Below are 20,901 nucleotides of genomic sequence, written 5' to 3' on the forward strand. Positions count from 1 at the left end.
CGCCGGCCGATCAAGACTGCCGCGACCCAAGAAAGGACATCGGCATGTATAAAGTCTATGGCGCCGTGGCGAGCCGCGCGTTCCGCGTTCTGTGGATGCTCGAAGAGCTCGGCCAGCGGTACGAGTTGCACGAAATCAAGCCACACAGCGCCGAGGCGCTGGCGCTGAACGCATCGGGCAAGATCCCGATCCTGGCGGACGGCGACGCGGTGCTGACCGATTCGGTGGCCATCATCACCTATCTGGCCGATAAACACGGGCGGTTCACCTATCCCGCCGGCAGCGTCGAACGGGCGCATCAGGACGCGCTGAGCCATACCATCCTGGACGAATTCGATGCGGTGCTCTGGACCGCGGCGCGGCACCGCGCGGTGCTGCCCGAGGACATGCGGGTGCCCGGCGTCACCGACAGCCTGAAATGGGAATTCGAACGCAATCTGGCGCGGCTCGGCAATCGTTTCGCCGGCCCCTTCCTGCAGGGAGACCAGATGACGATCGCCGATATCCTCTGCGTCCATTGCCTCGGCTGGGCCAAAAGCGCAGGCTTCCCGCTGGAGGATGAGACGATGAACGCCTATTTCAAGGCGCTGCGCGGGCGCGAGGCCTACGGCCGCACGCTGGCCTTGGTGTCCTGAGCCCGGGCCGGCGGCGCGGAGAGACGGGCCGCCGCGGCGCGGCCCGCCCAACGGCCGGTGGCGAGGCAGCCAGTCAGCAGATAGCCACCTGTCGGCGCCTCCCAGTCCAGCATCTCGCCGGCGCAATAGACCCCCGGCAACGCCCGTAACATCAGATCGGCATCGAGCGCCGCGTGGCGGACCCCACCGGCAGTCGAGATCGCCTCGTCCAGCGGCCGGAGCCCGGCGTGATGCAGCGGCAGCTCCTTGATCCGCCGCGCCAGCGCCATCGGATCGGACGGCAGCGGCCGGCTGAATTCCATCACCAGCGCCAGCCGCGCCGGATCGAGTTTCAGCGCCTTGCGCAAATGGGTGCTGAGGCTGGTCTTGCCGCGCGGCCGTGCAAGTCGCGCCGCCACCACCTCCAGCGGCAGATCGGGCAGCAGATCGACGGTCAGCGGCGCCCCGGCCCGGAGCGCCGGGGTCAGCGGATAGAGCCCGCCGCCCTCCAGCCCGCGGCTGGAGATCACTGCCTCCCCCCGCGACTGCAAACGGCCGGCGCAGAACCGTACCCCTTTCAGCGGCTGGCCGAACCGCGCCTGCATCGGCGCCGACCATTGCACCAGCAGCCCGACGTTCGAAGGCGCGAAGGGCGTCAGTTCCACCCCCCGGGCCTCCAGCAGCGGCGCCCAGGCCCCATCGGCCCCCAGCCGCGCCCAGCTGGCCCCGCCCAGAGCCAGAACCGTCACTCCGGGCCGGAGCGTCCGCGGCCCCTCGGGGGTGTCGAACAGCAGCGCATCGTCCTGCCAGCCCAGCCAGCGCCATCGGGTGGACCAGCCAACCCCCAGCCTCGACAGCCGCGCCAGCCAGGCCCGCAGCAGCGGCGAGGCCTTCATCGTTTCGGGAAACACCCGCCCGGTCGACCCGGTAAAGACCGGCTGACCCAGCTCCTGCGCCCAGTCCCGCACCCGGTCGGGACCGAAGGCCCCGATCATCGGCGCCAGCCACTCCGACGCGGCGCCATAGGCGGTCAGGAATTGCTCCGGCGGCTCGGCCTTGGTCAGGTTCAGACCGGATTTCCCGGCCATCAGGAATTTGCGCCCCAGCGAGGGTTTTGCCTCAGCCACCAGGGTCGGCACCCCGGCCCGGCCCAGCATCTCCGCCGCCATCAGCCCGGCAGGCCCCCCGCCGATCACCACGGCCCGGGGGTTGTGCTCTGCCCCGGGCTCCGCCACGCTCGTCGCCAATTCCACCTTTCGACCTCTTCCGATGCCAGACCCCAGGCCCGACGCCCGTTCGTTTTCGCCCGCCGCCCACGATGCCGCCACCGGCGACCCGATCTGCCCGCTTTGCGGCCGGCCGATCCCGGCGGATGTCGCGCAAAGCCGGCATCACCTGATCCCCCGGCTCAGGGGTGGCAAGGGCGGGCCAACTGTCCTGTTACACGATATCTGCCATCGCGAAATCCACGCCACACTGACCGAAAGTCAGCTGGCGCGGAATTACCACACCATCGCGGCGCTGCAGGCCCATCCCCACCTGGCAAGCTTCATCGACTGGGTGCGCAAACGCCCGCCCGGCTTCCGGTCGCGGGTTCCAGGCCCACGGCGGCGGCGCTGATCCGCCCCCGGCAACGCGCCTTACTGCAGCGGCAGCTCCTGCGCCATCTCATCGCCGAAGAAGGGCGTCATCTGCGCCACGATCACCGCGTTCTCGTCCAACGCCCGCTGCATCAGCGCGCGCTCGTCGGCATCGATCTCATGGCCGGCCTCTTCGCGCTCAGCCAGGGTGCCATACCCTGTCACATCCAGCGGCGCGGTATCGGCCTGTTTCAGGATCGCCACGGTTTCCCGCACCGCCTCGGCCTCGTCCACGCCGGAGGCATAGCACATCAGCGCCGCCCCGGTGGCCCCCTCGGGCAGGCCATCGCCGGTCTTGCGGCCGATCTGAACCAGCAGCGTATAGACCTGCTGACGCGAAACTTTGGGCTTGTCTGTCATGGCGCCTGCCTTATCCGCAGCCGGGCAGAGGGGTCAACCGTTACCTCATGACCGCATGTTTCCGGTAAATTTTCCGATAATTCGATTCGAAGTGCATATTTTCGCCCAATTCTTTATTCATGATCCCATCATAAGAACAGGCGTCAGCAAGTCGCCGTCTATAACGATTGAGGCATACAATGGTTACAGCTTCCGAGCTTCCGATCGACACGTCTGCATCGGCGATGGATATGGCCGAAGCCATGTTCGGCTCCGGCATTAATATCATTTCGGCCAGTTATACCGGCGATTCCCGGGCTTCCGGCATCTATTCGAACGGCGATAGCGTCGCCCCGGATCTGACCCCGTCGGATTCCGGCGTGATTCTCTCCACCGGTGAGGCGCAGGACGTCACCAACAGCTGGGGCGATGCGAACAACTCGGCCTCCACCGGCACCAACCTGCGCGATCCCGGCGATTCCGACCTGGACAAGCTGTCGGGCGTGAAAACCTACGACGCCGCGGTATTCGAGGCGGAATTCGTCCCCGATGGCGACACCCTGACCATGCAGGTTGTCTTCTCGTCGGAGGAATATCTGGAATACGTCAATTCCGGCTTCAACGATGCGGTGGGCATCTGGGTCAATGGCGTCAAGGCAGAGCTGACGGTCGGCACCGGCGACATCACCATCAACAACATCAATGACGAGAGCAACTCCAACCTCTACGTCGACAACCCGCAGAGCCTCGATCTCTACAACACCGAGATGGACGGGTTCACCGTCACCCTGACGCTGAAGGCGGATGTGAACGCCGGCGAGGTCAACGACATCAAGATCGCCATCGCCGATGGCGGCGACGCGAAATACGACAGTAACCTGCTGATCGCCGGGGATTCGATCCAATGCGCGCTGATCGCGGGCGATGACATCATCACGGTCGAGGGTGATTCCGGAACCTTCGACCTGCTGGCCAACGACACCAGCACCACCGGCGCGACACTGACGATCACCAAGATCAACGGCCAGAACGTTCATGCCGGCGACACCATCACCCTGCCCTCGGGCGAGGAGGTGACGCTGAACGCCGACGGCACGGTGACGATCCACCCCGATGGCGACGACGAAACCAATACCTTCACCTACGAGGTGACCGACAGCGACGGCAACACAGACACCGCCTTCGTCAAGATGACGACGGTGCCCTGCCTGGTTGCCGGCACCCTGGTGGACACGCCCAACGGGCCGGTCGCGGTGGAGGATCTGAAACCCGGCGATCTGGTGCTGACCGAAGACAACGGCGCCCAGCCGATCCGCTGGTGCGGCCGCGCCACCCGCCGCGCCGAAGGCCGCGATGCCCCCGTGGTGATCGAGGCCGGCGCGCTTGGCGATCACGGCCGGGTCGAACTGTCGCAGAACCACCGGGTGATGCTGCGGTCGCTGCGCGCCGAGCTGATGTTCGGCGAAAGCGAGATCCTGGTGAAGGCCAAGGACCTGCTGAACGACCAGACCATCCGTCTGCGCCGAGACAACAGCGCGGTCACCTATGTCCACCTGCTGTTCGAAAAACACCAGATCATCCGCGGCAACGGGCTGGAGAGCGAAAGCTATCACCCCGGCGACGAGACGCTGGACAGTTTCGATGCCGAAACCCGGGACGAATTGCTGCGGCTGATGCCGGCGGTCGCCGAACACGGGCCGGAGGCCTATGGCCCGGCGGCGCGGCTGCCGCTGAAAAGCTATGAGAGCAAGGCGCTGCTGGCCGACTGAGGACGGCACACACCGTCGCCCGCCAGGCACAGGATGAAAAAAGGGGCGGTCCCGGCGGGCCGCCCCTTTTTCCTGGTCTGGGTCGCCGGCTGTGCCGGATCAGTCGCGCAGCAGCTCGTTCACGCCGGTTTTCGACCGGGTACGCTCGTCCACCCGCTTCACGATCACCGCGCAATAGAGGTTCACACCGTTCTTCGACGGCATGGTGCCGGCGACAACGACGGAATAGGGCGGCACTTCGCCATAGCTGACGTCACCGGTCTCGCGGTCGACGATCTTGGTCGACTGGCCGAGGAAGACCCCCATGCCCAGCACCGAGCCCTCGCGCACGATCACGCCTTCGGCCACTTCCGACCGGGCGCCGACGAAGCAGTTGTCCTCAATGATCACCGGGCCGGCCTGCAGCGGTTCCAGCACGCCGCCGATGCCGGCACCGCCGGAGATGTGGCAGTTCTTGCCGATCTGCGCGCAGGAGCCCACCGTGGCCCAGGTGTCGACCATGGTGCCGCTGTCGACATAGGCGCCGAGGTTGACGAAAGAGGGCATCAGCACCGCGCCCGGGGCGATATAGGCCGATTTGCGCACCACGCAGTTCGGCACCGCGCGGAAGCCGGCCGCGCCCCATTCGTTGTCGCCCCAGCCCTTGAACTTGCTGTCGACCTTGTCCCACCAGCCGCCGCCCTGCGGGCCGCCGTCCTGCATTTCCATGTCCTTGATACGGAACCCCAGCAGAACCGCCTTCTTGGCCCACTGGTTGACGTGCCAGTTGCCGTCTTCCTGTTTCTCCGCCACCCGCAGGGCGCCGGAATCCAGCGCATTCAGCGTGTCCTCGATGGCTTCGCGGGTCTCGCCGCCGGTCAGCGGGGTGATCTGGTCGCGGGTTTCCCAGGCGGCCTCGATGGCGGCTTCCAGTTGGGCGTTGGACATGGGTCGTCTTCCTCTTCGCTCATGGTCGGTCGTGGCGTCAGATCGCCTATAAACCGGGACGCGCGCACGGGGCAAGATAACGATGGCGGCGACCGGGGCAGCAGCGCTTCATATGATCCTGCGGACCGGCTTGGCCAGCGACCGGATCAGCGCCCCAGCGGGCTGGTCTCGCGGTAACTCCGCCGCCCGGCGATCGCGCCGAACCAGGCCGACAGCGCCGGATGGCTCGCCAGCGCAGCCGCCCCCTCCGGGGTCGCCGCGAAAAACCCCATCATCGGGGCCAGATGCACATCGGCCAGCGTCAGGGCCGATCCGGTCAGCACCAGCCCCTCTGCCGCGATCGCCTCCAGTGCCGCCAGCACCGCGCGGGCCGCGACCATGCCTTCGGCGATGACCGCCTCGTCGGGGCGCTCCCCCTCAAGCGGCGCGAAAATCCGCTCGCCATAGACCTGGCGCACGAAGGCGCGATAGCCCTGACTGTCGGCGATCCCTTCGACCTGGGCCATCCGGGCCAGAGCATGCGGCGCCGCCGGGGTGAACCGGCCGCCGGCATAGGCGGCATCGAGATAGCGCAGAATCGCCGCCGTCTCGTAGAGCGCGAAGCTCCCGTCCTCCAGCACCGGCACCGCGCCGAACGGATGCGGGATGGAACCGCTGCCGCCGAAGGGATCGACCGTCACCACCCGCGGCACGATTCCGCATTCCGCCAGCATCATGCCCACACTCTGGCAGTAGGAGCTGGGCGGATAGGCATAGAGCGTCACGTCGGCAGTCTGGGGATTGGACATCGGCGGGTCCTCATGCGATCCGAAAGCCACCCCATGGTCGGCCAACCGCCGGCCAGGTGCAACGCAGGACTGGAGAAACAGATGGCCAAACAGATCCACAGCATGATCCGTGTGCTGGACGAAACACGCTCGGTCGCCTTCTACGACACAGCCTTCGGGCTGAAGGTGGCCGACCGGCTGGATTTCCCGGGCTTCACGCTGGTCTACCTCAGCAACCCCGAGACCGAATTCGAGTTGGAGCTGACCATCAACAAGGACCGGACAGAGCCCTACGATCCGGGTGATGGTTACGGCCATCTGGCGGTTTCCGTCGCCGATCTGGAGGCCGAGCACGCCCGTTTCGAGGCCGCCGGGCTGGCGCCGCGCCAGCTGGTGGAGTTCGCGCCCGGCGGCGAGGTGATCGCCAAGTTCTTCTTCGTCGCCGACCCTGACGGCTATCAGATCGAGGTGCTGCAGCGCGGCGGACGCTATCTGTAACGCCGCCCCGCCGCCCCAGCAGCCAGACCCGATCAGGCCAGCGGATCGGGCGCGATATTGCCACCGCAGACCAGAACGGCGACCTTTTCGCCCGGCGCCGGACGGTAGGCGCCCGACATCAGCGCCGCCAGCGCGGTGGCCCCCGCGGGTTCCACCAGCTGGCGCCGCTCCTGCCACAGGGCGCGCTGCGCATCGGCGATGGCCGCATCGCAAACCAGCACCGACTGCGCTTCGAACGCGCGGGCCAGATCGAAGCAGATGGTGCCGATCCGCCGCGCCCCCAGCGCATTGGCGGCAATGCCCGACACCTCGACATCCACCGGCGCCCCGGCAACCAGCGCCGAATGCAGCGCCGAGGAGGTCTCTGGTTCGACCGCGACCACCTTGCGCGCGCCGCGCAGCCAGGCCAGCGCCCCGGCGATCAGGCCGCCACCGCCCACCGCGATCAGCACGGTATCGGCCTGCAGCCCCTGCTCTTCCCATTCGCGCATGCAGGTGCCCTGCCCCGCCACCGTCGCCGGTGCGTCATAGGCATGGATCTGCGCCGCGCCGGTTTCCGCCTCATATTCCAGCGCCGCCTGGAAGGCATTGGCATATTCGCCCTGCACAACATGCAGATCCGCCCCGGCGCGTTCGATCAGCGCCAGCTTGGCCGGGCCGGCCATCTCCGGCACGAAGATCGCCGCCCGGTGGCCCAGCGTCTGGGCGGCATAGGCCACCGCGGCACCGTGGTTGCCCCCCGACGCAGCGACCAGCCCGGCCGCCGGCACCGGCTGCGACAACAGCGTGTTGAAGGCGCCGCGCACCTTGAAGCTGCCGGTATGCTGGGTCTGCTCCAGCTTCATCTCCACCGAATAGGGCAGGCCGAAGCCCCGTACCTGCATCACCGGTGTCCGCTGGATATGTTCCGCGATCCGCGCTGCCGCTGCATCGATTTCGCTTCGATTGACCATCTGCCGTCCCTCCGGTTGTCGCGCGCCCAGATAACCCCGCTTCGACGGCAGAGACAACGCGCGCCGCAGCGTCTGGTCACAGCCTCGCGAACGCGCTAAGCCAGAGGGAGAGAGACAAGAGGACCGGTGAATGAGCGACGATCGTCACAGCGTATTCCGCGATGCCCAGAGCGACCGCAGCACAGCCCGCCAGATCCCCGATACCCCACAGAGCCGCTCCCCCTCCTACCGACTGGCCTTCGCCGATGAGGAATTCCTGTTTCGCGATGAGCTGCGCCCGGTCCGGCTGCAACTGGAACTGCTGAAACCGCAGCTTCTGCTGGAAGAGCGCCAGATCAAGAGCACCATCGTGCTGTTCGGCGGCGCGCGGATTCCCGAGCCGGCGCAGAAACACACCGCCCGCACCGAGACCCTGGCGGAGCTGTCGCAGTTCTACGAGGAGGCACGCGCATTCGCCCGGCTGATGACCGAACGGTCGCTGGCCACCAACAACCGCGAATTCGTCGTCGCCACCGGTGGCGGGCCCGGCGTGATGGAGGCCGGCAATCGCGGTGCCGCCGAGGCCGGCGGGATTTCCATCGGGCTCAGCATCGTGCTGCCGCATGAACAGGCGCCAAACCAGTATGTGACCCCGGACCTGAGCTTCAATTTCCACTATTTCGCCGTCCGCAAGATGCACTTCCTGATGCGGGCACGGGCGATCTGCATCTTTCCCGGCGGCTTCGGCACGCTGGACGAGATGTTCGAATCCCTCACCCTGATCCAGACCGGCCGGATGGAACGAGTGCCTTTCCTGCTGTTCGGCCGTGCGTTCTGGGAAAAGGTCATCAACTGGGAGGCGCTGGCCGATGCCGGTACGATCTCTCAGCAGGACCTCGATCTGTTCCGCTTCGTCGACAGCGCCGCCGAGGCGGCGCAGTTGATCGACGAATGGGAACCCGCGCCGCCGCGCAACCAGATTCCCGGCCGCGACTGACGGCAGCGCCGACGTTTCCCGATTGCCAGGTCGCCACGACCTGTCTAGCCTTCCCTGACCGCCCTGGGGCGGCCTTGAAGCTTTGTATCGGAATTTTTTGATGACTTTTTCTGTTCTGAAGTCTCTGGCCACGCCAGCGACGCTCTATGATAACTTCCTGTTTCTTCTGACCAATTCCCACCTCAAATTTGATCCTGACAGCTGGGCGGCGGCGCTGCCCCGGGGCAAGGCCGGCACGACCGTCGATCTCGGCACCAGCCTCAGCGGTCCGGACGGGTCGATCAGCTACGGGCTGGTGCTGAAGGGGGATTTCAGCAAGACCGATAGCACCTGGTCGGGTCCGGTGACCCGGGCGATCATGAAGATCGACGGTGAGACCGTCGGGGTGCTGCAGGTCAATTCCGGCATCGACCTGTCCCGGATCGTGAATGTGCAGCCGTCCACCCTGATCTGGAACGAACTGACCAACACCGGGGTGCGCGGCAAGCTGACCCCCGGCGCCGACAACATGAACGGATCGGTCACCGACGACATCCTGAACGGCGCGCGCGGCGACGACAGCCTGAACGGCGGTCTGGGCGACGACCGGCTGATCGGGGGGCTCGGCAACGATCACCTGGATGGCCATGCCGGCGATGACCGGCTGCTGGGCGGCGGCGGTGACGATTTCCTGTTCGGCAAGGACGGCTCTGACCGTCTGTTCGGGCAGGCCGGCAAGGATACGTTCTTCGCCGACAGCAATGGCGACAATGTCTGGACCGGCGGCAAGGGCGCCGACCTGTTCCAACCCGGCGCCTGGTTCGGCGCCGGTGACGTGTCGACCACGATCACCGATTTCAACAAGCGTCAGGGCGATCAGATCGACCTGAGCAACGACAGCTATCTGCTGTTCAATTTCGCCGACGTGGACGAGATCCGCTATATCGGCAAGAAGGCGTTTTCCGGCACCGAGGGCCGGTTCGAAATCCGCATGAAGAACGGCTATGTGGAGATCGATCAGAACGGCGACGGTATCGCCGATCGAGGTCTCCTCCTGGAGGGGCAGGACACATTCGCCCCCCGTCAGACCGACTGGCTGCTGCTGCCCGACGGCTTCGATTTCGGCTGAGCGCGCGCTGGTCCGGCCGGCTGTGCCGACACAGCCGGGTCCCGGACCGGTTCAGTGCAGATCGGTGGGCAGCACACCCAGCATGGTGTTCTGCGGCAGCTTGGTCACCATCTGGCGGCCGCCGACCTCCTTGATGGCATAGCCGTAGCCCATCAGCCGGAATTTCCATTCCCGCGGGCTCAGCGCCTTCTGACGTTCGCGCATCAGCAGGTCCAGAACCGGAGCCTCGATCGTTGCGCGGTGAATGATTGCCTGTGCCATTGCTCAATTCCTCCTGCGGTTTTGTTGTTTGCAGTATGGAAACTGATTGTTGATGGCGGCTTAATTGTACCGGAATTAGGGAATTTTTGGGGCGCAGCGCGTGATTGTTCCCGAAAGACGGGCAATCGACCGGGTCAGCGGGTGACTCCGGCCTCTGCTTCGATCTGGCGGCGCGACTTGCGAGCGCGTTCGGTGGCCGATTTCAACTGACCGCAGGCCGCCATGATATCCTCGCCCCGCGGCGTGCGGATCGGCGAGGCATAGCCGGCCTTGTAGATGATGTCGGCGAAGGCGCGGATGCGGTTGTTCGACGACCGTTTATAGGGGGCGCCGGGCCATTCGTTGAAGGGGATCAAGTTGATCTTGGCCGGGATCTTGTGGTCCTTGATCAGCTTGATCAGCCGATGCGCATCCTCATCGGTGTCGTTGACCCCGTTCAGCATCACGTATTCGAAGGTGATCCGCTCGGAATTCGACGCCTTGGGATAGGTCGCCAGCGCGTTCAGCAGTTCCTCAATCTTCCAGCGCTTGTTGATCGGCACCAGAACATCGCGGGTCTCGTCGGTGGTGGCATGGAAGGAAATCGCCAGCTGGCAACCGATCTCCTCCGCCGTGCGGGCGATCTCGGGGACGACGCCGCTGGTCGACAGGGTGATGCGGCGGCGCGACAGAGAGATCCCCTCGGGATCCATGGCGATCTTCATCGCGTCGCGCACGTTGTCGAAATTATAGAGCGGCTCGCCCATGCCCATCAGCACGATGTTGGACAGCAGCCGCGTTTCGTCCTTGGGTGCGCCCGGCACCGGCCATTCGTCCAGATCGTCGCGCGCCATCATCACCTGGCCGACGATCTCTGCCGCGGTCAGGTTGCGCACCAGTTTCTGGGTGCCGGTATGGCAGAACGAACAGGTCAGGGTGCACCCCACCTGGCTGGAGACGCAGAGCGTGCCGCGATCCTCCTCGGGGATATAGACCACCTCGACCTCATGACCGCCGGCGATGCGCACCAGATACTTTCGGGTGCCGTCATTGCTGACCTGCCGGCTGACCACCTCGGGGATGTCGACCGAGAATTTCTCGGCCAGCATGGCGCGATAGGGTTTCGCCAGATTGGTCATCTGGGCGAAATCGCGCACCCCCCACTGATAGATCCACTGCCAGATCTGGCCGGTGCGCATCTTCGCCTGCTTCTCCGGCGTGCCGGCGGCGATCAGCGCCTCGCGCATCTGATCCCGCGTCAAGCCGACCAGATTGACCCGCTCTGCCTCAGGCAGCTTGCGGGGAATGGTCATGACGTCCTGGGTGATCGGCGCGCGGGCAGAGGGGGCATCGGATGACATCGGACAGGCTTTCGCGGTTGCGGAACGGTTCTGGATCGTTCGAAGGCGGTTTTCGGGGCAGATCGCCCCTATATAGGGTTTTGCGCCGGAATCAAAAGGATTCCGCCCGTGCCGAAGCACGGGCCGCTGTCCGGCCGGGCGCATCCCTCAAAGGCAGACGGTCTGCCGGGCTTACTTGCAGCGCGCCTCGGCATCCTCGACCGCGGCGGTGAAGCCGAGGAGCGAGAAGGTATCCTGGGTCTGCGTACCGCGCGAGGACCGCGCCGTCAGCACCGCGTCGGCGCCGCGTTTCATCGCCGCGATGATCTTGGCATCGTCGGACTCGCTCGCCGGCCAGGCCCATTCGCCCTCGGTGAACAGTTCGAACTCATCGTCGCCGATCTTCAGATTGACGGTGGAGCCAGTGGCGAAAGGATAGCCGCCGGTGAATGTCACCTGCCCTGTCACCCCGGCCGCCGGACGGTAGAAGACGAACAGCAGGATATCGCCGCGTCGCACCGCCACCACCCGGCCATCGCGGGTGTTCACCGTTTCCTTGGGGGCGGAGACGCCCCAGCATTCTTTCGGTTCATCCTCGACGAACACGCTCCAGTCGGTCTTGGCGGCGACCCGATTGGTGCTTTGCTCCTGCGCGAACGCGGGAAGTGTCCCGGAAAAAGTGGCCGCTGCGGCCAAGCACAGGCCCACGAGCGCGCGGGCGTGTTTCGATCCCATTTGTCCAGCCTCCAGACTGTCCTTTACCTCAATCGCTCTGCCGCGCCTGCAGTCTTCGGACTGTCTGTTTGATCGCGCGGCCTTCGCTTGCCGACATAGGCACAGTAGCGTAATTTCCGCCACGGGCGAAAGGGCGATTGGCAGAATTTCGCCAAATTGCGGAGCTTATGATGACCAATCCTGTCCCCCTCGCCGAAATCTGGCGCGCCGACCTGCTGGAAAGCCTGCATCTGGGCCATGCCGTGGTCTGCGATGCCGCTGGTGACATCGTTCAGGCCTGGGGCGACCCGGAGGCGCTGATCTATCCGCGCAGCTCCTGCAAGATGATTCAGGCGCTGCCGCTGGTCAGTTCCGGCGCCGCCCGGGCCCGCGGGCTCAGCAGCGAACAGCTGGCGCTGGCCTGCGCCTCGCACAACGGTGCGGCGATCCACACCGACCGGGTCAACGCCTGGCTGGCGGATCTGGGGCTGGGCGACGACGATCTGCGCTGCGGCCCGCAGATGCCCGACGACCGCGATGCCCGCTACGGGCTGATCCGCGCCGATGCGGCGCCCTGCCAGTGCCACAACAACTGTTCCGGCAAGCATTGCGGCTTTCTCACCCTGTCGCAGCATCTGGGTGCCGGGCCGGAGTATGTCGAGATCGACCACCCGGTGCAGCAGGCGGTGCGCACCGCCTTCGAAGAGGTCACCGGCCTGACCAGCCCCGGCTATGGCATCGACGGCTGTTCGGCGCCGAATTTCCAGACCACGCTGCACGGGCTGGCCCGTGCCATGTCCTGGTTCGCCTCGGCCGCCGCGCGCAGCGATGCCCAGAGCGTGGCCGGCGCGGCGCTGGTCGACGCCATGCGCGCGCATCCCGATCTGGTCGCCGGCGAAGGCCGCGCCTGTACCGAGCTGATGCGCGCCATGGAGGGGCGGGTCGCAGTCAAGACCGGGGCAGAGGGCGTCTTCGTTGCCATCCTGCCGGAACAGAAACTGGGGATCGCCCTGAAGATCGCCGATGGCGCCACCCGCGCCAGCGAAGCGGCGATCACCGCGATTCTGGTGGGTCTGGGCGTGCTGGAGGCGGATCATCCCGCCGCGATCAAACGCATGGCGCCGCCGCTGCTGAACCGCCGCAACATCGCGGTCGGCCAGATCCGGGCCGCAGCCGGCCTGCGCGGCGCGTTCTAGGTCCCGCCGGATCGCCATGCCCGGGCCGACCGCCCGGGCATCGGACGCGGTAAGGTCAGCCCAGGAACTCGTCCTGCGCATAGCCTTGGATATAGAGCAGGGCGGTGAGATCGCCGAAGTTCACCCGCACATCGCATTCCGCCGCCACCGCCGGTTTGGCGTGCAGCGCCACGCCGGTGCCGGCCCGGCCCAGCATGCCCAGATCGTTGGCGCCATCGCCCACCGCGATCACCTCGGCCTCGGACAGCCCGAGCCGCGCGGTAACCTGTTCCAGCGCCTCGACCTTGGCAGCGCGGCCCAGGATCGGCATCTGCACCGTGCCGGCCAGAACCTCGCCCTCGACAATCAGCGTGTTGGCGCGGTTTTCGTCGAATCCCAGCCAGGCGGCCACGGTCTGGGTGAAGGCCGTGAACCCGCCGGAGACCAGCACCGCATAGGCACCGTTGCCGCGCATCGTCGCCAGCAGCTCCCGGCCGCCCGGCATCAGGGTAATGCGGTCTTCCAGCACCTGTTCGATCACCTGCGCCGGCAGCCCCTTCAGCAGGCTGACCCGCTCGATCAGCGCGCCTTCGAAGTCGAGCTCGCCATTCATCGCGCGGGCGGTGATCGCCTTGACGTGATCGCCGACGCCGGCGACATCGGCCAGCTCGTCGATGCACTCCTGCTGGATCATGGTGGAATCCATATCGGCCAGCAGCATCTTCTTGCGGCGCCCCTCGGCCGGTTGCACCACCAGATCGACAGCCATGTTCTGCAGATCCTGCCAGACATCCCAGCGGTTTTCCGGCAGCTGCGGCAGCGGGAATTCCGCCACCCGGTCGGGGGCCAGCCATTTCGCCTCGCCGCCCCCCCAGGCGTTGCGCAGCGAAGAGACCAGGGCCGGATCCAGCTCCGGCCCGGAAGAAGAAGTCATGAGGGTGGCGACATACATCGGCGACGCTCCGGGGTCTGAGGACAGATTCGCGCCGGTAATAGCGCCGGGAACGGGGCGCACACCAGCCCCTGCGGCACATACCGCCCCTGCGCGGGTCCGCCCCCCGCCCCGCCGCGACCGGCTCAGGGGTCGCCGGTTTCCGACATCAGCACCGCGATGAACCGCGTGCTCGGCAGCTCCGCCAGGATGATCATCACCATGGCGGTAAGCGGAATGGCGAGGATCGCCCCCATCATCCCCCAGATCGCCGTCCAGATCGCCAGAGCCAGCAGCACGGTGAAGGGCGACAGGTTGACCGATCGGCCGAGAAACTTCGGTTCGATGTAATAGGCCACGGCGATCTGCGGAATCATCAGCGCCGTCAGCGCCAGCGCCGCATGACCGAATGAGGCATATTGCACCAGCCCGGTGGTCACCGGGAAAGCCACCGCGATCACCGAACCGATATAGGGGATGTAGTTCAACAGCGCGATCAGGATCGCCCAGAACACCGGAAAGTCGATCTTGAGAAGCCATAGCACTCCCAGCGACACCAACCCGAGGATGACATTGACCAGCGTCTTGGCCGCGAGATACCCGCCGATCCGTTCGTTGATCTGGCGCACCACATCCAGCGTCCGCTCAGCCTGGGCACTGCGGTCCAGTGCGCGGCGGGTCTTCTCCGGCAGCCCGTCCAGCTCGGCGATGATGAAGATCGCATAGAGCGCGGCGGCCACCACCACCGACCCGGCATTGGTGATCGTGCTGAGCACCACCGGCATCAGGTTGGTGATGTCGAGCATATCCATCAGCCGCTGGCTGAGCCCGGTCCAGCTGGGCAGCTCATCGACCCCGATCAGATGCAGGAACCGGGCCTGCAGCGCATCGAAATTCTCGGCATAGCCCGGCACCGCGGCGGAAATCGCCGCCGCGTTCGACGTGATGAAGGCGGCCAGGATCAGCACCCCGGCCAGAATCGCCGCCAGGACGATCAGCCGCCGCCAGCGCCGCCCCAGCCGGCCCAGCACCGGCAGCCGCACCATCGCATCGGCGGCCGTGGTCAGGATGTAGACGACGATCACCGCCACCAGCACCGGCAGCAGGATTGATTGCCCCACCCGCAGCAGCCAGCCGATCATCAGCATCAGCGCGACCGAATAGGTCGTCACCATCAGCCGGTTGCGCCCTTCGATCTGCATTTGTCGCCCGTCTCCCGATCTGGACCGCGTCGCCGCGGCAGCCCCAGCAAATCAGTCCCGGCCCCGCCCCGCAATGGGCAGCCCCCTGCGACAGCGATACGAACGGCTGTTTCCGATAGGAGACGGCATCTTTGAGGCAGAGCGAAAAACCGACGCATTATTCGACGACAGCGACATCTGCGCTGTTGCGCGGCCCGAGAATCGCCCGTATATCCGACCGCGGGACACCCCTCCCCAACGAGGGGCGCTTATCTGGAAGGTTAAGTCATATGACTGACAAACATCCGGCCACGCGGCCGGCGAATCCGCGTTTTTCCTCTGGCCCCTGCGCCAAGATCCCCCATTACAACCTCGATATGCTTGCTGATGCGGCTCTGGGCCGCTCGCACCGTGCCAAGGTCGGCAAGGACAAGCTGAAAGCCGCGATCGAAACGACTCGCGACATCCTCGGGGTTCCCGCTGACTACAAGATCGGTATCGTGCCCGCCTCGGACACCGGCGCCGTCGAAATGGCGCTGTGGTCGCTTCTGGGCGCCCGCAAGGCCGAGATGCTGGCCTGGGAAAGCTTCGGCGCCGGCTGGGTCACCGATGTGGTCAAACAGCTGAAAATCGACGCCGAGGTGAAAACCGCCGACTACGGTCAGATCGTCGATTTCGCCACCGTCGACTTCAACAACGATGTGGTCTTCACCTGGAACGGCACCACCTCGGGTGTGCGGGTGCCGAACGGCGACGCGATCCCGGCCGACCGCGAAGGTCTGACCATCTGCGACGCCACCTCGGCCGCCTTCGCGCAGGACCTGCCCTGGGACAAACTGGATGTCACCACCTTCTCCTGGCAGAAGGTGATGGGCGGCGAAGCGGCCCACGGCATGCTGATCCTCAGCCCCCGCGCGGTCGAACGGCTGGAAAGCTATACCCCGGCCTGGCCGCTGCCGAAGATCTTCCGCATGACCAAGGGCGGCAAGCTGATCGACGGCATCTTCACCGGTGCGACGATCAACACCCCCTCCATGCTGGCGGTCGAGGATTACCTGGTCGCGCTGGACTGGGGCCAGAAGATCGGCGGCCTGCCGGCGCTGATGAAACGCGCCGACACCAACGCCAAGGTGATCTGGGACTTCTGCGACGAGCACGACTGGATCGACAACCTGGCCGAGGAACCGGCCACCCGGTCGAACACCTCCGTCTGCCTGAAGTTCACCGACGACCGGATCAAGGATCCGGCCGCCTTCGCCAAGGCCGTCGCCAAGAAGCTGGAAGATTACAACGCCGCCTATGACATCGGTGCCTATCGCGATGCGCCCGCCGGCCTTCGCATCTGGTGTGGTGCGACGATCGAAGCAGCCGATCTGGAAAAACTGACGCTCTGGCTGAAATGGGCCTTCGAGGCCTGCATCGCAGAGCAGGAATAAGACCGCAGCGGGCTCCGGCCCGTGCAGAGCTTATCGGCATGGCGGGGTGATCCCGCCAGCCCTTCCCCCTTTTTCTGACTTTTGAAGGAGCGCCCGACATGGCCCCCAAAGTTCTGATTTCCGACAAACTGTCGCCCGCCGCCGTTCAAATCTTCAAAGACCGCGGCATCGATGTCGATTTCCAGCCCGATCTGGGCAAAGACAAGGACAAGCTGGCCGAGGTGATCGGCGCCTATGACGGCCTGGCGATCCGCTCGGCCACCAAGGTGACCGAGAAGATCCTGGAAAACGCCACCAACCTGAAGGTGATCGCCCGCGCCGGCATCGGCACCGACAACATCGACAAGGAAGCCGCGTCGAAAAAGGGTGTCATCGTGATGAACACCCCCTTCGGCAACATGATCACCACCGCCGAACATGCGATCGCCATGATGTTCGCAGTGGCACGTCAGATCCCCGAGGCCTCGGCCTCTACCCATGCCGGCAAATGGGAGAAATCGAAATTCATGGGGGTCGAGCTGACCGGCAAGACCCTGGGCGTGATCGGTGCCGGCAACATCGGTGGCATCGTCTGCGACCGCGCCCGCGGTCTGAAGATGAAGGTCATCGCCTATGACCCGTTCCTGAGCCAGGAAAAGGCCGACAAGATGGGCGTCGAGAAGATCGAAGACCTCGACGATCTGTTGAAACGCGCCGACTTCATCACCCTGCACGTGCCGCTGACCGATCAGACCCGCAACATCCTGTCGAAGGAAAACCTGGCCAAGACCAAGAAGGGCGTGCGCATCATCAACTGTGCCCGCGGCGGTCTGGTGGACGAAGAGGCGCTGGCCGAGCTGCTGAAATCCGGCCATGTCGCCGGCGCCGCCTTCGACGTCTTCTCGGAAGAGCCGGCGAAGGAAAACGTGCTGTTCGGCCTGCCGAACGTGGTCTGCACCCCGCACCTGGGCGCTGCCACCACCGAGGCACAGGAAAACGTCGCCCTGCAGGTCGCCGAGCAGATGTCGGACTACCTGCTGACCGGCGCCGTCACCAACGCGCTGAACATGCCGTCGGTCACCGCCGAGGAAGCCAAGGTGATGGGCCCCTGGATCAAGCTGGCCGGCCATCTGGGCAACTTCATCGGCCAGATGACCGAGGAACCGGTGAAGGCCATCAACATCCTCTATGACGGTGTGGCCGCCGAAATGAACCTGGAGGCGCTGAACTGCGCCGCCGTCGCCGGGATCATGAAGAAGTTCAACCCCGAGGTGAACATGGTCTCCGCGCCGGTGGCGGCGAAGGAACGCGGCATCAAGATCTCGACCACCAATCAGGACAAGTCGGGCGTCTTCGAAGGCTATATCAAGCTGACCGTCGTCACCGACAGCCGCGAGCGGTCGATCGCCGGCACCGTCTTCTCGGACGGCAAGCCGCGGTTCATCCAGATCAAGGGCATCAACATCGACGCCGAAGTCGGCGAGCATATGCTCTACACCACCAACGAGGACGTGCCGGGTATCATCGGCAAGCTCGGCTCGCTCTTGGGTGAGAACAACGTGAACCTCGCCAACTTCACCCTCGGCCGGGCATCCCAGGGCGGCGAGGCGATCGCCATCGCCTATCTGGACGAGCCGATGAACGCCACTGCCGTCGACGCGCTGAAAGCCACCGGCCTGTTCCGTCAGGTCAAGCCGCTGGAATTCGAGATCGCCTGATCCCGGCTCTGCCGGGGCCGGCCGCCCCGGCACCGGTGCAAGGCTGAAAACGACATCGAACGGGTCGCCGCATGAACAGATGCGGCGGCCCGATTCGTTTGATGCTGCACCCGAATGACCACCCCCTTGCCAGGAGGCTCAGGACGCGGATGCAGCAGACCACCGTTCTGGATTTCTTTGCCGCGATGGCGGCGATTTTCGAAGCTGAAGGCCGCCCCGAGGCGGTCGAGACGGCCGCCGCCCTCTGTGCGCTGGCCAATCCGGAACTGACCCCGCTGACCGGGATGGTCGATACCGATCCGATCCGCGATCTGCTGCAGACCTCACCGCTGCCGGTGGCCGCCGCCATGCTTGCAGTGCTGGATCAGATTCCCTGGGGGATCAACCCGGTCTCTGGCCAGGCCTCGGCCGAGGCGCTGTCGTCCTATGTCAGCAGCGATCTGATGGGGCCGGACTCGCCGATCTTTTCAAACACCCTGCGGGTCGGCCTGTTCTATCAGCGGCCCGACACCCGCTACGGGCTGCACTCCCATGCGGCTGCGGAAACCTATGCGATCATCGCCGGTCGCGCGCTCTGGACTGCCGGAGATACCCAGAAACAGATGGGTCCCGGCGATTACGTGCATCACAGCACCTATCTCCCGCACGCCTGCGAAACCGGCCCCGAGGGGGTTTTGGCGATCTGGCGGTGGAGCGGGGATATCGGTGTCGACTCCTACCGCATCCATGACGGTCTGGGCGCCTTCGGCCTGTGACGCCCAGACCCTGTTTGTCCTGACGCGGACCGCGGGCTCAGCCCCGGCCCCGGCCGCTGGTCAGCACCACGACGGCAAAGGTCAGCATCGACAGCAGCGTCAGAACCGACCCCAGCTTGGCCAGCGTCTCGCCGCTGTGGTTCAGCGCCATGACTATCCCCGGCACGATGGTCACCAGGCCCAGTGTGGCGACGGCCGCGTGGATCCGCGCCAACATGCCCCCGGCCGCGGCCGGCACGCTGTGATAGTAGAAAGCGAAGAGCGCAAAGCTCACCCATCCCAGCAAGTTCAGATGCGCATGCGCTGCCGCCATCATGTGATTGCCAGAGGCCGACATCTGAATGCCCCAGGCCATGCCGATGATCGCGGCAAGCACGCCCAGAAGCATGAAATATTTCGCAAGTCCGTTCATCTGTTCCGTCCCTCGTTTGGCTAACGCGGTTGTCGCATCATCGCGCACCCGCCTTTGGCTGGGTGCCCGACCCCACACGCACCCTGCGACAGACTGACGCAAGGGAAAGCGATTGGGAACAGGAATCCGCGCGCCCGCCGCCGGGGATCGCGCGGTCGTGACAGACCGGTCACTGCCACGACGATCAAACCGGCGGCAGGCGGAACCGGCTCCGGTCAGCCTCTGACCGCCCCCGGCTGGGGGAGCCCGATTTCTCCGCGCCGCCCCTTTCGCCCGGCGGCGCTTTGCGGCATCACGGGGCCAAACGCCGGAGCGCGTCCCGCGCGCCGGGCCAGAGCGCAAGGCAGATCCGATGACAGACCCGATTTATGCCGTGGCCGACATCCACGGGCGACGCAATTTTCTCGATCGCGCGCTGGAGCTGATCGCCGCCGATGGCGGCCCGGAGGCAGAGGTGGTCTTTACCGGCGATCTGGTGGATCGTGGCCCCGACAGCCGCGGGGTGATCGCGCGGCTGCAGGCCGGGCTCGACGCCGGGCGGCGCTGGCATGTCCTGCTGGGCAACCACGACCGGATGTTCGCCAGCTTCCTGCAGGGCGGTGTGGTACATGATCCGCGCATCCGCTCCGGCATCACTTGGCTGCACGAACGTGTCGGCGGGTTCGACACCCTGCGCTCCTACGGGATCGAGGCGGAGGCAGACACGCCGCTCTCCGATCTCTTCGCCGCTGCGGCCGCCGCGGTGCCGGCGGCGCATCTGGCCTTCCTGCAATCCCGCCCGCGCCACCTGATCCGGGAGGCGCTGCTCTTCGTTCACGCCGGCCTGCGCCCCGGCATTGCCTTCGACGCGCAGGACCCGGAGGATCTGATCTGGATCCGCGAACCCTTCCTTTCCGACCCCAGACCGCACCCCTGGCTGGTGGTTCACGGCCATACCGCGCTGGAGCATCCGCAGCATTTCGGCAATCGCGTCGATCTGGACGGCGGCACCGGCTACGGCCGGCCGCTGCATCCGGCGGTGTTCGAGGGCACTGCCTGCTGGCTTCTGACCGATGCGGGCCGGGTACCGCTGACCCCGGCGGGCTGACCGCTCAGGCCGGTCGCAGCAGCGCGCCTTGGCCGCCGGCCTCAGGGTTCAGCGCACCGGCGACCACCCGGTTCAGCGCCCTGAGGGTGTCCGGCCAGCCTCGATCCGGATCGGCCCGTCCTGGCCGCTCCAGAACACAGAGGCCAGGTAGAGCAGGAAAGCCGCCCCAGCGGCTTCACCACCCGAAACACCCCGGCAAAGATCTGCGCCACCGCCGCGAACCCGGCGACCGCGACGCTCAGGAACGCCAGCTCCTCCAACGCCCACCCCACCAGTGCCGCAATGCCGCGCCCCGGGATCGCCGCCGCGATCGACAGCGCCGCGGCTTAGGTGAGGGAGGGC

At 65.9% G+C, this 20,901-nt stretch carries 22 protein-coding genes; 11 read left to right on the plus strand and 11 right to left on the minus strand.

Translation table 11 applies throughout. The features are described from left to right. The first annotated feature begins 44 nt into the window (after positions 1 to 44). A complete protein-coding gene (locus tag QO033_RS08285) occupies positions 45 to 635 on the plus strand; it encodes a glutathione S-transferase family protein (RefSeq protein ID WP_284480490.1) in 591 nt (196 codons plus the stop codon). On the opposite strand, the gene QO033_RS08290 is transcribed toward QO033_RS08285, so the two are convergent. Beyond that, positions 605 to 1,867: a TIGR03862 family flavoprotein gene (locus QO033_RS08290; RefSeq protein ID WP_284480491.1), complete on the minus strand. Its 1,263-nt coding sequence runs from the start codon at positions 1,865 to 1,867 to the stop codon at positions 605 to 607. The genes QO033_RS08285 and QO033_RS08290 overlap by 31 nt on opposite strands. Positions 1,868 to 1,883: 16 nt before the next feature. Between QO033_RS08290 and QO033_RS08295 the strand changes: the two genes are divergently transcribed. Next, the gene (locus QO033_RS08295) at positions 1,884 to 2,234 is read left to right on the plus strand and encodes an HNH endonuclease family protein (protein WP_284480492.1); all 351 of its coding nucleotides are present in this window, start codon (positions 1,884 to 1,886) and stop codon (positions 2,232 to 2,234) included. Positions 2,235 to 2,254: 20 nt separating this feature from the next. On the opposite strand, the gene QO033_RS08300 is transcribed toward QO033_RS08295, so the two are convergent. Beyond that, on the minus strand, positions 2,255 to 2,614 hold the full coding sequence (locus tag QO033_RS08300; protein WP_284480493.1) for a hypothetical protein: 360 nt from the start codon (positions 2,612 to 2,614) through the stop codon (positions 2,255 to 2,257). A 179-nt stretch (positions 2,615 to 2,793) separates the two neighbouring features. Between QO033_RS08300 and QO033_RS08305 the strand changes: the two genes are divergently transcribed. After that, complete coding sequence (locus tag QO033_RS08305; protein WP_284480494.1) at positions 2,794 to 4,362, plus strand: choice-of-anchor L domain-containing protein; 1,569 nt, start codon at positions 2,794 to 2,796, stop codon at positions 4,360 to 4,362. Positions 4,363 to 4,461: 99 nt separating this feature from the next. Here QO033_RS08305 and dapD read toward each other — a convergent pair whose 3' ends face one another. Both dapD and QO033_RS08315 read right to left on the minus strand, forming a co-directional pair. Beyond that, positions 4,462 to 5,289: a 2,3,4,5-tetrahydropyridine-2,6-dicarboxylate N-succinyltransferase gene (gene dapD / locus QO033_RS08310; RefSeq protein WP_284480495.1), complete on the minus strand. Its 828-nt coding sequence runs from the start codon at positions 5,287 to 5,289 to the stop codon at positions 4,462 to 4,464. Positions 5,290 to 5,435: 146 nt separating this feature from the next. Then, a complete protein-coding gene (locus tag QO033_RS08315; RefSeq protein WP_284480496.1) occupies positions 5,436 to 6,077 on the minus strand; it encodes a glutathione S-transferase family protein in 642 nt (213 codons plus the stop codon). Positions 6,078 to 6,158: 81 nt separating this feature from the next. On the opposite strand from QO033_RS08315, the gene QO033_RS08320 reads away from it, so the two are divergent. Then, entirely contained in the window at positions 6,159 to 6,554 is a 396-nt protein-coding gene (locus tag QO033_RS08320; RefSeq protein WP_284480497.1) for a VOC family protein, read from the plus strand. A 32-nt stretch (positions 6,555 to 6,586) separates the two neighbouring features. On the opposite strand, the gene QO033_RS08325 is transcribed toward QO033_RS08320, so the two are convergent. Further along, the gene (locus QO033_RS08325) at positions 6,587 to 7,507 is read right to left on the minus strand and encodes a threonine/serine dehydratase (protein WP_284480498.1); all 921 of its coding nucleotides are present in this window, start codon (positions 7,505 to 7,507) and stop codon (positions 6,587 to 6,589) included. 130 nt (positions 7,508 to 7,637) lie between these two features. Between QO033_RS08325 and QO033_RS08330 the strand changes: the two genes are divergently transcribed. Together QO033_RS08330 and QO033_RS08335 are read left to right on the plus strand one after the other, a co-directional pair. After that, positions 7,638 to 8,483 (plus strand): LOG family protein, encoded by an 846-nt coding sequence (locus QO033_RS08330; protein ID WP_284480499.1) that lies wholly within the window; start codon positions 7,638 to 7,640, stop codon positions 8,481 to 8,483. A 100-nt stretch (positions 8,484 to 8,583) separates the two neighbouring features. Beyond that, positions 8,584 to 9,591, plus strand: a complete 1,008-nt coding sequence (locus QO033_RS08335) for a calcium-binding protein (protein ID WP_284480500.1) — start codon at positions 8,584 to 8,586, stop codon at positions 9,589 to 9,591. A gap of 51 nt (positions 9,592 to 9,642) precedes the next feature. On the opposite strand, the gene QO033_RS08340 is transcribed toward QO033_RS08335, so the two are convergent. From QO033_RS08340 to QO033_RS08350, 3 genes are all read right to left on the minus strand, one after another. Continuing rightward, positions 9,643 to 9,852: a hypothetical protein gene (locus QO033_RS08340; protein WP_284480501.1), complete on the minus strand. Its 210-nt coding sequence runs from the start codon at positions 9,850 to 9,852 to the stop codon at positions 9,643 to 9,645. A 134-nt stretch (positions 9,853 to 9,986) separates the two neighbouring features. Then, positions 9,987 to 11,192: a 23S rRNA (adenine(2503)-C(2))-methyltransferase RlmN gene (rlmN, locus tag QO033_RS08345; protein WP_284480502.1), complete on the minus strand. Its 1,206-nt coding sequence runs from the start codon at positions 11,190 to 11,192 to the stop codon at positions 9,987 to 9,989. Positions 11,193 to 11,363: 171 nt separating this feature from the next. Then, entirely contained in the window at positions 11,364 to 11,906 is a 543-nt protein-coding gene (locus tag QO033_RS08350; protein ID WP_284480503.1) for an invasion associated locus B family protein, read from the minus strand. Positions 11,907 to 12,076: 170 nt separating this feature from the next. Between QO033_RS08350 and QO033_RS08355 the strand changes: the two genes are divergently transcribed. Further along, positions 12,077 to 13,081, plus strand: coding sequence for an asparaginase (locus QO033_RS08355; RefSeq protein WP_284480504.1), 1,005 nt, complete (start codon positions 12,077 to 12,079; stop codon positions 13,079 to 13,081). Positions 13,082 to 13,136: 55 nt separating this feature from the next. Here the strand turns inward: QO033_RS08355 and serB are convergent, their stop codons facing one another. Further along, positions 13,137 to 14,012: a phosphoserine phosphatase SerB gene (serB, locus tag QO033_RS08360; protein WP_284480505.1), complete on the minus strand. Its 876-nt coding sequence runs from the start codon at positions 14,010 to 14,012 to the stop codon at positions 13,137 to 13,139. Between the two features lie 125 nt (positions 14,013 to 14,137). Then, a complete protein-coding gene (locus tag QO033_RS08365; RefSeq protein ID WP_284480506.1) occupies positions 14,138 to 15,193 on the minus strand; it encodes an AI-2E family transporter in 1,056 nt (351 codons plus the stop codon). 269 nt (positions 15,194 to 15,462) lie between these two features. On the opposite strand from QO033_RS08365, the gene QO033_RS08370 reads away from it, so the two are divergent. From QO033_RS08370 to QO033_RS08380, 3 genes are all read left to right on the plus strand, one after another. Then, on the plus strand, positions 15,463 to 16,608 hold the full coding sequence (locus QO033_RS08370) for a phosphoserine transaminase (RefSeq protein ID WP_284480507.1): 1,146 nt from the start codon (positions 15,463 to 15,465) through the stop codon (positions 16,606 to 16,608). Between the two features lie 98 nt (positions 16,609 to 16,706). Continuing rightward, complete coding sequence (serA, locus tag QO033_RS08375; RefSeq protein ID WP_284480508.1) at positions 16,707 to 18,305, plus strand: phosphoglycerate dehydrogenase; 1,599 nt, start codon at positions 16,707 to 16,709, stop codon at positions 18,303 to 18,305. A 149-nt stretch (positions 18,306 to 18,454) separates the two neighbouring features. Continuing rightward, entirely contained in the window at positions 18,455 to 19,060 is a 606-nt protein-coding gene (locus QO033_RS08380; RefSeq protein ID WP_284480509.1) for a dimethylsulfonioproprionate lyase family protein, read from the plus strand. A 37-nt stretch (positions 19,061 to 19,097) separates the two neighbouring features. Here the strand turns inward: QO033_RS08380 and QO033_RS08385 are convergent, their stop codons facing one another. Then, the gene (locus QO033_RS08385) at positions 19,098 to 19,472 is read right to left on the minus strand and encodes a hypothetical protein (protein WP_284480510.1); all 375 of its coding nucleotides are present in this window, start codon (positions 19,470 to 19,472) and stop codon (positions 19,098 to 19,100) included. A 352-nt stretch (positions 19,473 to 19,824) separates the two neighbouring features. On the opposite strand from QO033_RS08385, the gene QO033_RS08390 reads away from it, so the two are divergent. Further along, on the plus strand, positions 19,825 to 20,559 hold the full coding sequence (locus QO033_RS08390) for a metallophosphoesterase (RefSeq protein ID WP_284480511.1): 735 nt from the start codon (positions 19,825 to 19,827) through the stop codon (positions 20,557 to 20,559). Positions 20,560 to 20,901: the final 342 nt, after the last annotated feature.

The organism is Pseudodonghicola flavimaris, from assembly GCF_030164425.1.
In the GTDB taxonomy this organism is placed as follows: domain Bacteria; phylum Pseudomonadota; class Alphaproteobacteria; order Rhodobacterales; family Rhodobacteraceae; genus Pseudodonghicola; species Pseudodonghicola flavimaris.

What these genes read in the sequence shown, in the direction of transcription:
- QO033_RS08305 (WP_284480494.1), top strand. Translation starts at nt 2,794, where the DNA reads ATGGTTACAGCTTCCGAGCTTCCGATCGACACGTCTGCATCGGCGATG.
- serA (WP_284480508.1), top strand. Translation starts at nt 16,707, where the DNA reads ATGGCCCCCAAAGTTCTGATTTCCGACAAACTGTCGCCCGCCGCCGTT.
- QO033_RS08340 (WP_284480501.1), bottom strand. Translation starts at nt 9,852, where the DNA reads ATGGCACAGGCAATCATTCACCGCGCAACGATCGAGGCTCCGGTTCTG.
- QO033_RS08390 (WP_284480511.1), top strand. Translation starts at nt 19,825, where the DNA reads ATGACAGACCCGATTTATGCCGTGGCCGACATCCACGGGCGACGCAAT.
- dapD (WP_284480495.1), bottom strand. Translation starts at nt 5,289, where the DNA reads ATGTCCAACGCCCAACTGGAAGCCGCCATCGAGGCCGCCTGGGAAACC.
- QO033_RS08380 (WP_284480509.1), top strand. Translation starts at nt 18,455, where the DNA reads ATGCAGCAGACCACCGTTCTGGATTTCTTTGCCGCGATGGCGGCGATT.
- QO033_RS08350 (WP_284480503.1), bottom strand. Translation starts at nt 11,906, where the DNA reads ATGGGATCGAAACACGCCCGCGCGCTCGTGGGCCTGTGCTTGGCCGCA.
- QO033_RS08325 (WP_284480498.1), bottom strand. Translation starts at nt 7,507, where the DNA reads ATGGTCAATCGAAGCGAAATCGATGCAGCGGCAGCGCGGATCGCGGAA.
- QO033_RS08365 (WP_284480506.1), bottom strand. Translation starts at nt 15,193, where the DNA reads ATGCAGATCGAAGGGCGCAACCGGCTGATGGTGACGACCTATTCGGTC.
- QO033_RS08295 (WP_284480492.1), top strand. Translation starts at nt 1,884, where the DNA reads ATGCCAGACCCCAGGCCCGACGCCCGTTCGTTTTCGCCCGCCGCCCAC.
- QO033_RS08320 (WP_284480497.1), top strand. Translation starts at nt 6,159, where the DNA reads ATGGCCAAACAGATCCACAGCATGATCCGTGTGCTGGACGAAACACGC.
- QO033_RS08285 (WP_284480490.1), top strand. Translation starts at nt 45, where the DNA reads ATGTATAAAGTCTATGGCGCCGTGGCGAGCCGCGCGTTCCGCGTTCTG.
- QO033_RS08385 (WP_284480510.1), bottom strand. Translation starts at nt 19,472, where the DNA reads ATGAACGGACTTGCGAAATATTTCATGCTTCTGGGCGTGCTTGCCGCG.
- rlmN (WP_284480502.1), bottom strand. Translation starts at nt 11,192, where the DNA reads ATGTCATCCGATGCCCCCTCTGCCCGCGCGCCGATCACCCAGGACGTC.
- serB (WP_284480505.1), bottom strand. Translation starts at nt 14,012, where the DNA reads ATGTATGTCGCCACCCTCATGACTTCTTCTTCCGGGCCGGAGCTGGAT.
- QO033_RS08315 (WP_284480496.1), bottom strand. Translation starts at nt 6,077, where the DNA reads ATGTCCAATCCCCAGACTGCCGACGTGACGCTCTATGCCTATCCGCCC.
- QO033_RS08355 (WP_284480504.1), top strand. Translation starts at nt 12,077, where the DNA reads ATGACCAATCCTGTCCCCCTCGCCGAAATCTGGCGCGCCGACCTGCTG.
- QO033_RS08335 (WP_284480500.1), top strand. Translation starts at nt 8,584, where the DNA reads ATGACTTTTTCTGTTCTGAAGTCTCTGGCCACGCCAGCGACGCTCTAT.
- QO033_RS08370 (WP_284480507.1), top strand. Translation starts at nt 15,463, where the DNA reads ATGACTGACAAACATCCGGCCACGCGGCCGGCGAATCCGCGTTTTTCC.
- QO033_RS08330 (WP_284480499.1), top strand. Translation starts at nt 7,638, where the DNA reads ATGAGCGACGATCGTCACAGCGTATTCCGCGATGCCCAGAGCGACCGC.
- QO033_RS08300 (WP_284480493.1), bottom strand. Translation starts at nt 2,614, where the DNA reads ATGACAGACAAGCCCAAAGTTTCGCGTCAGCAGGTCTATACGCTGCTG.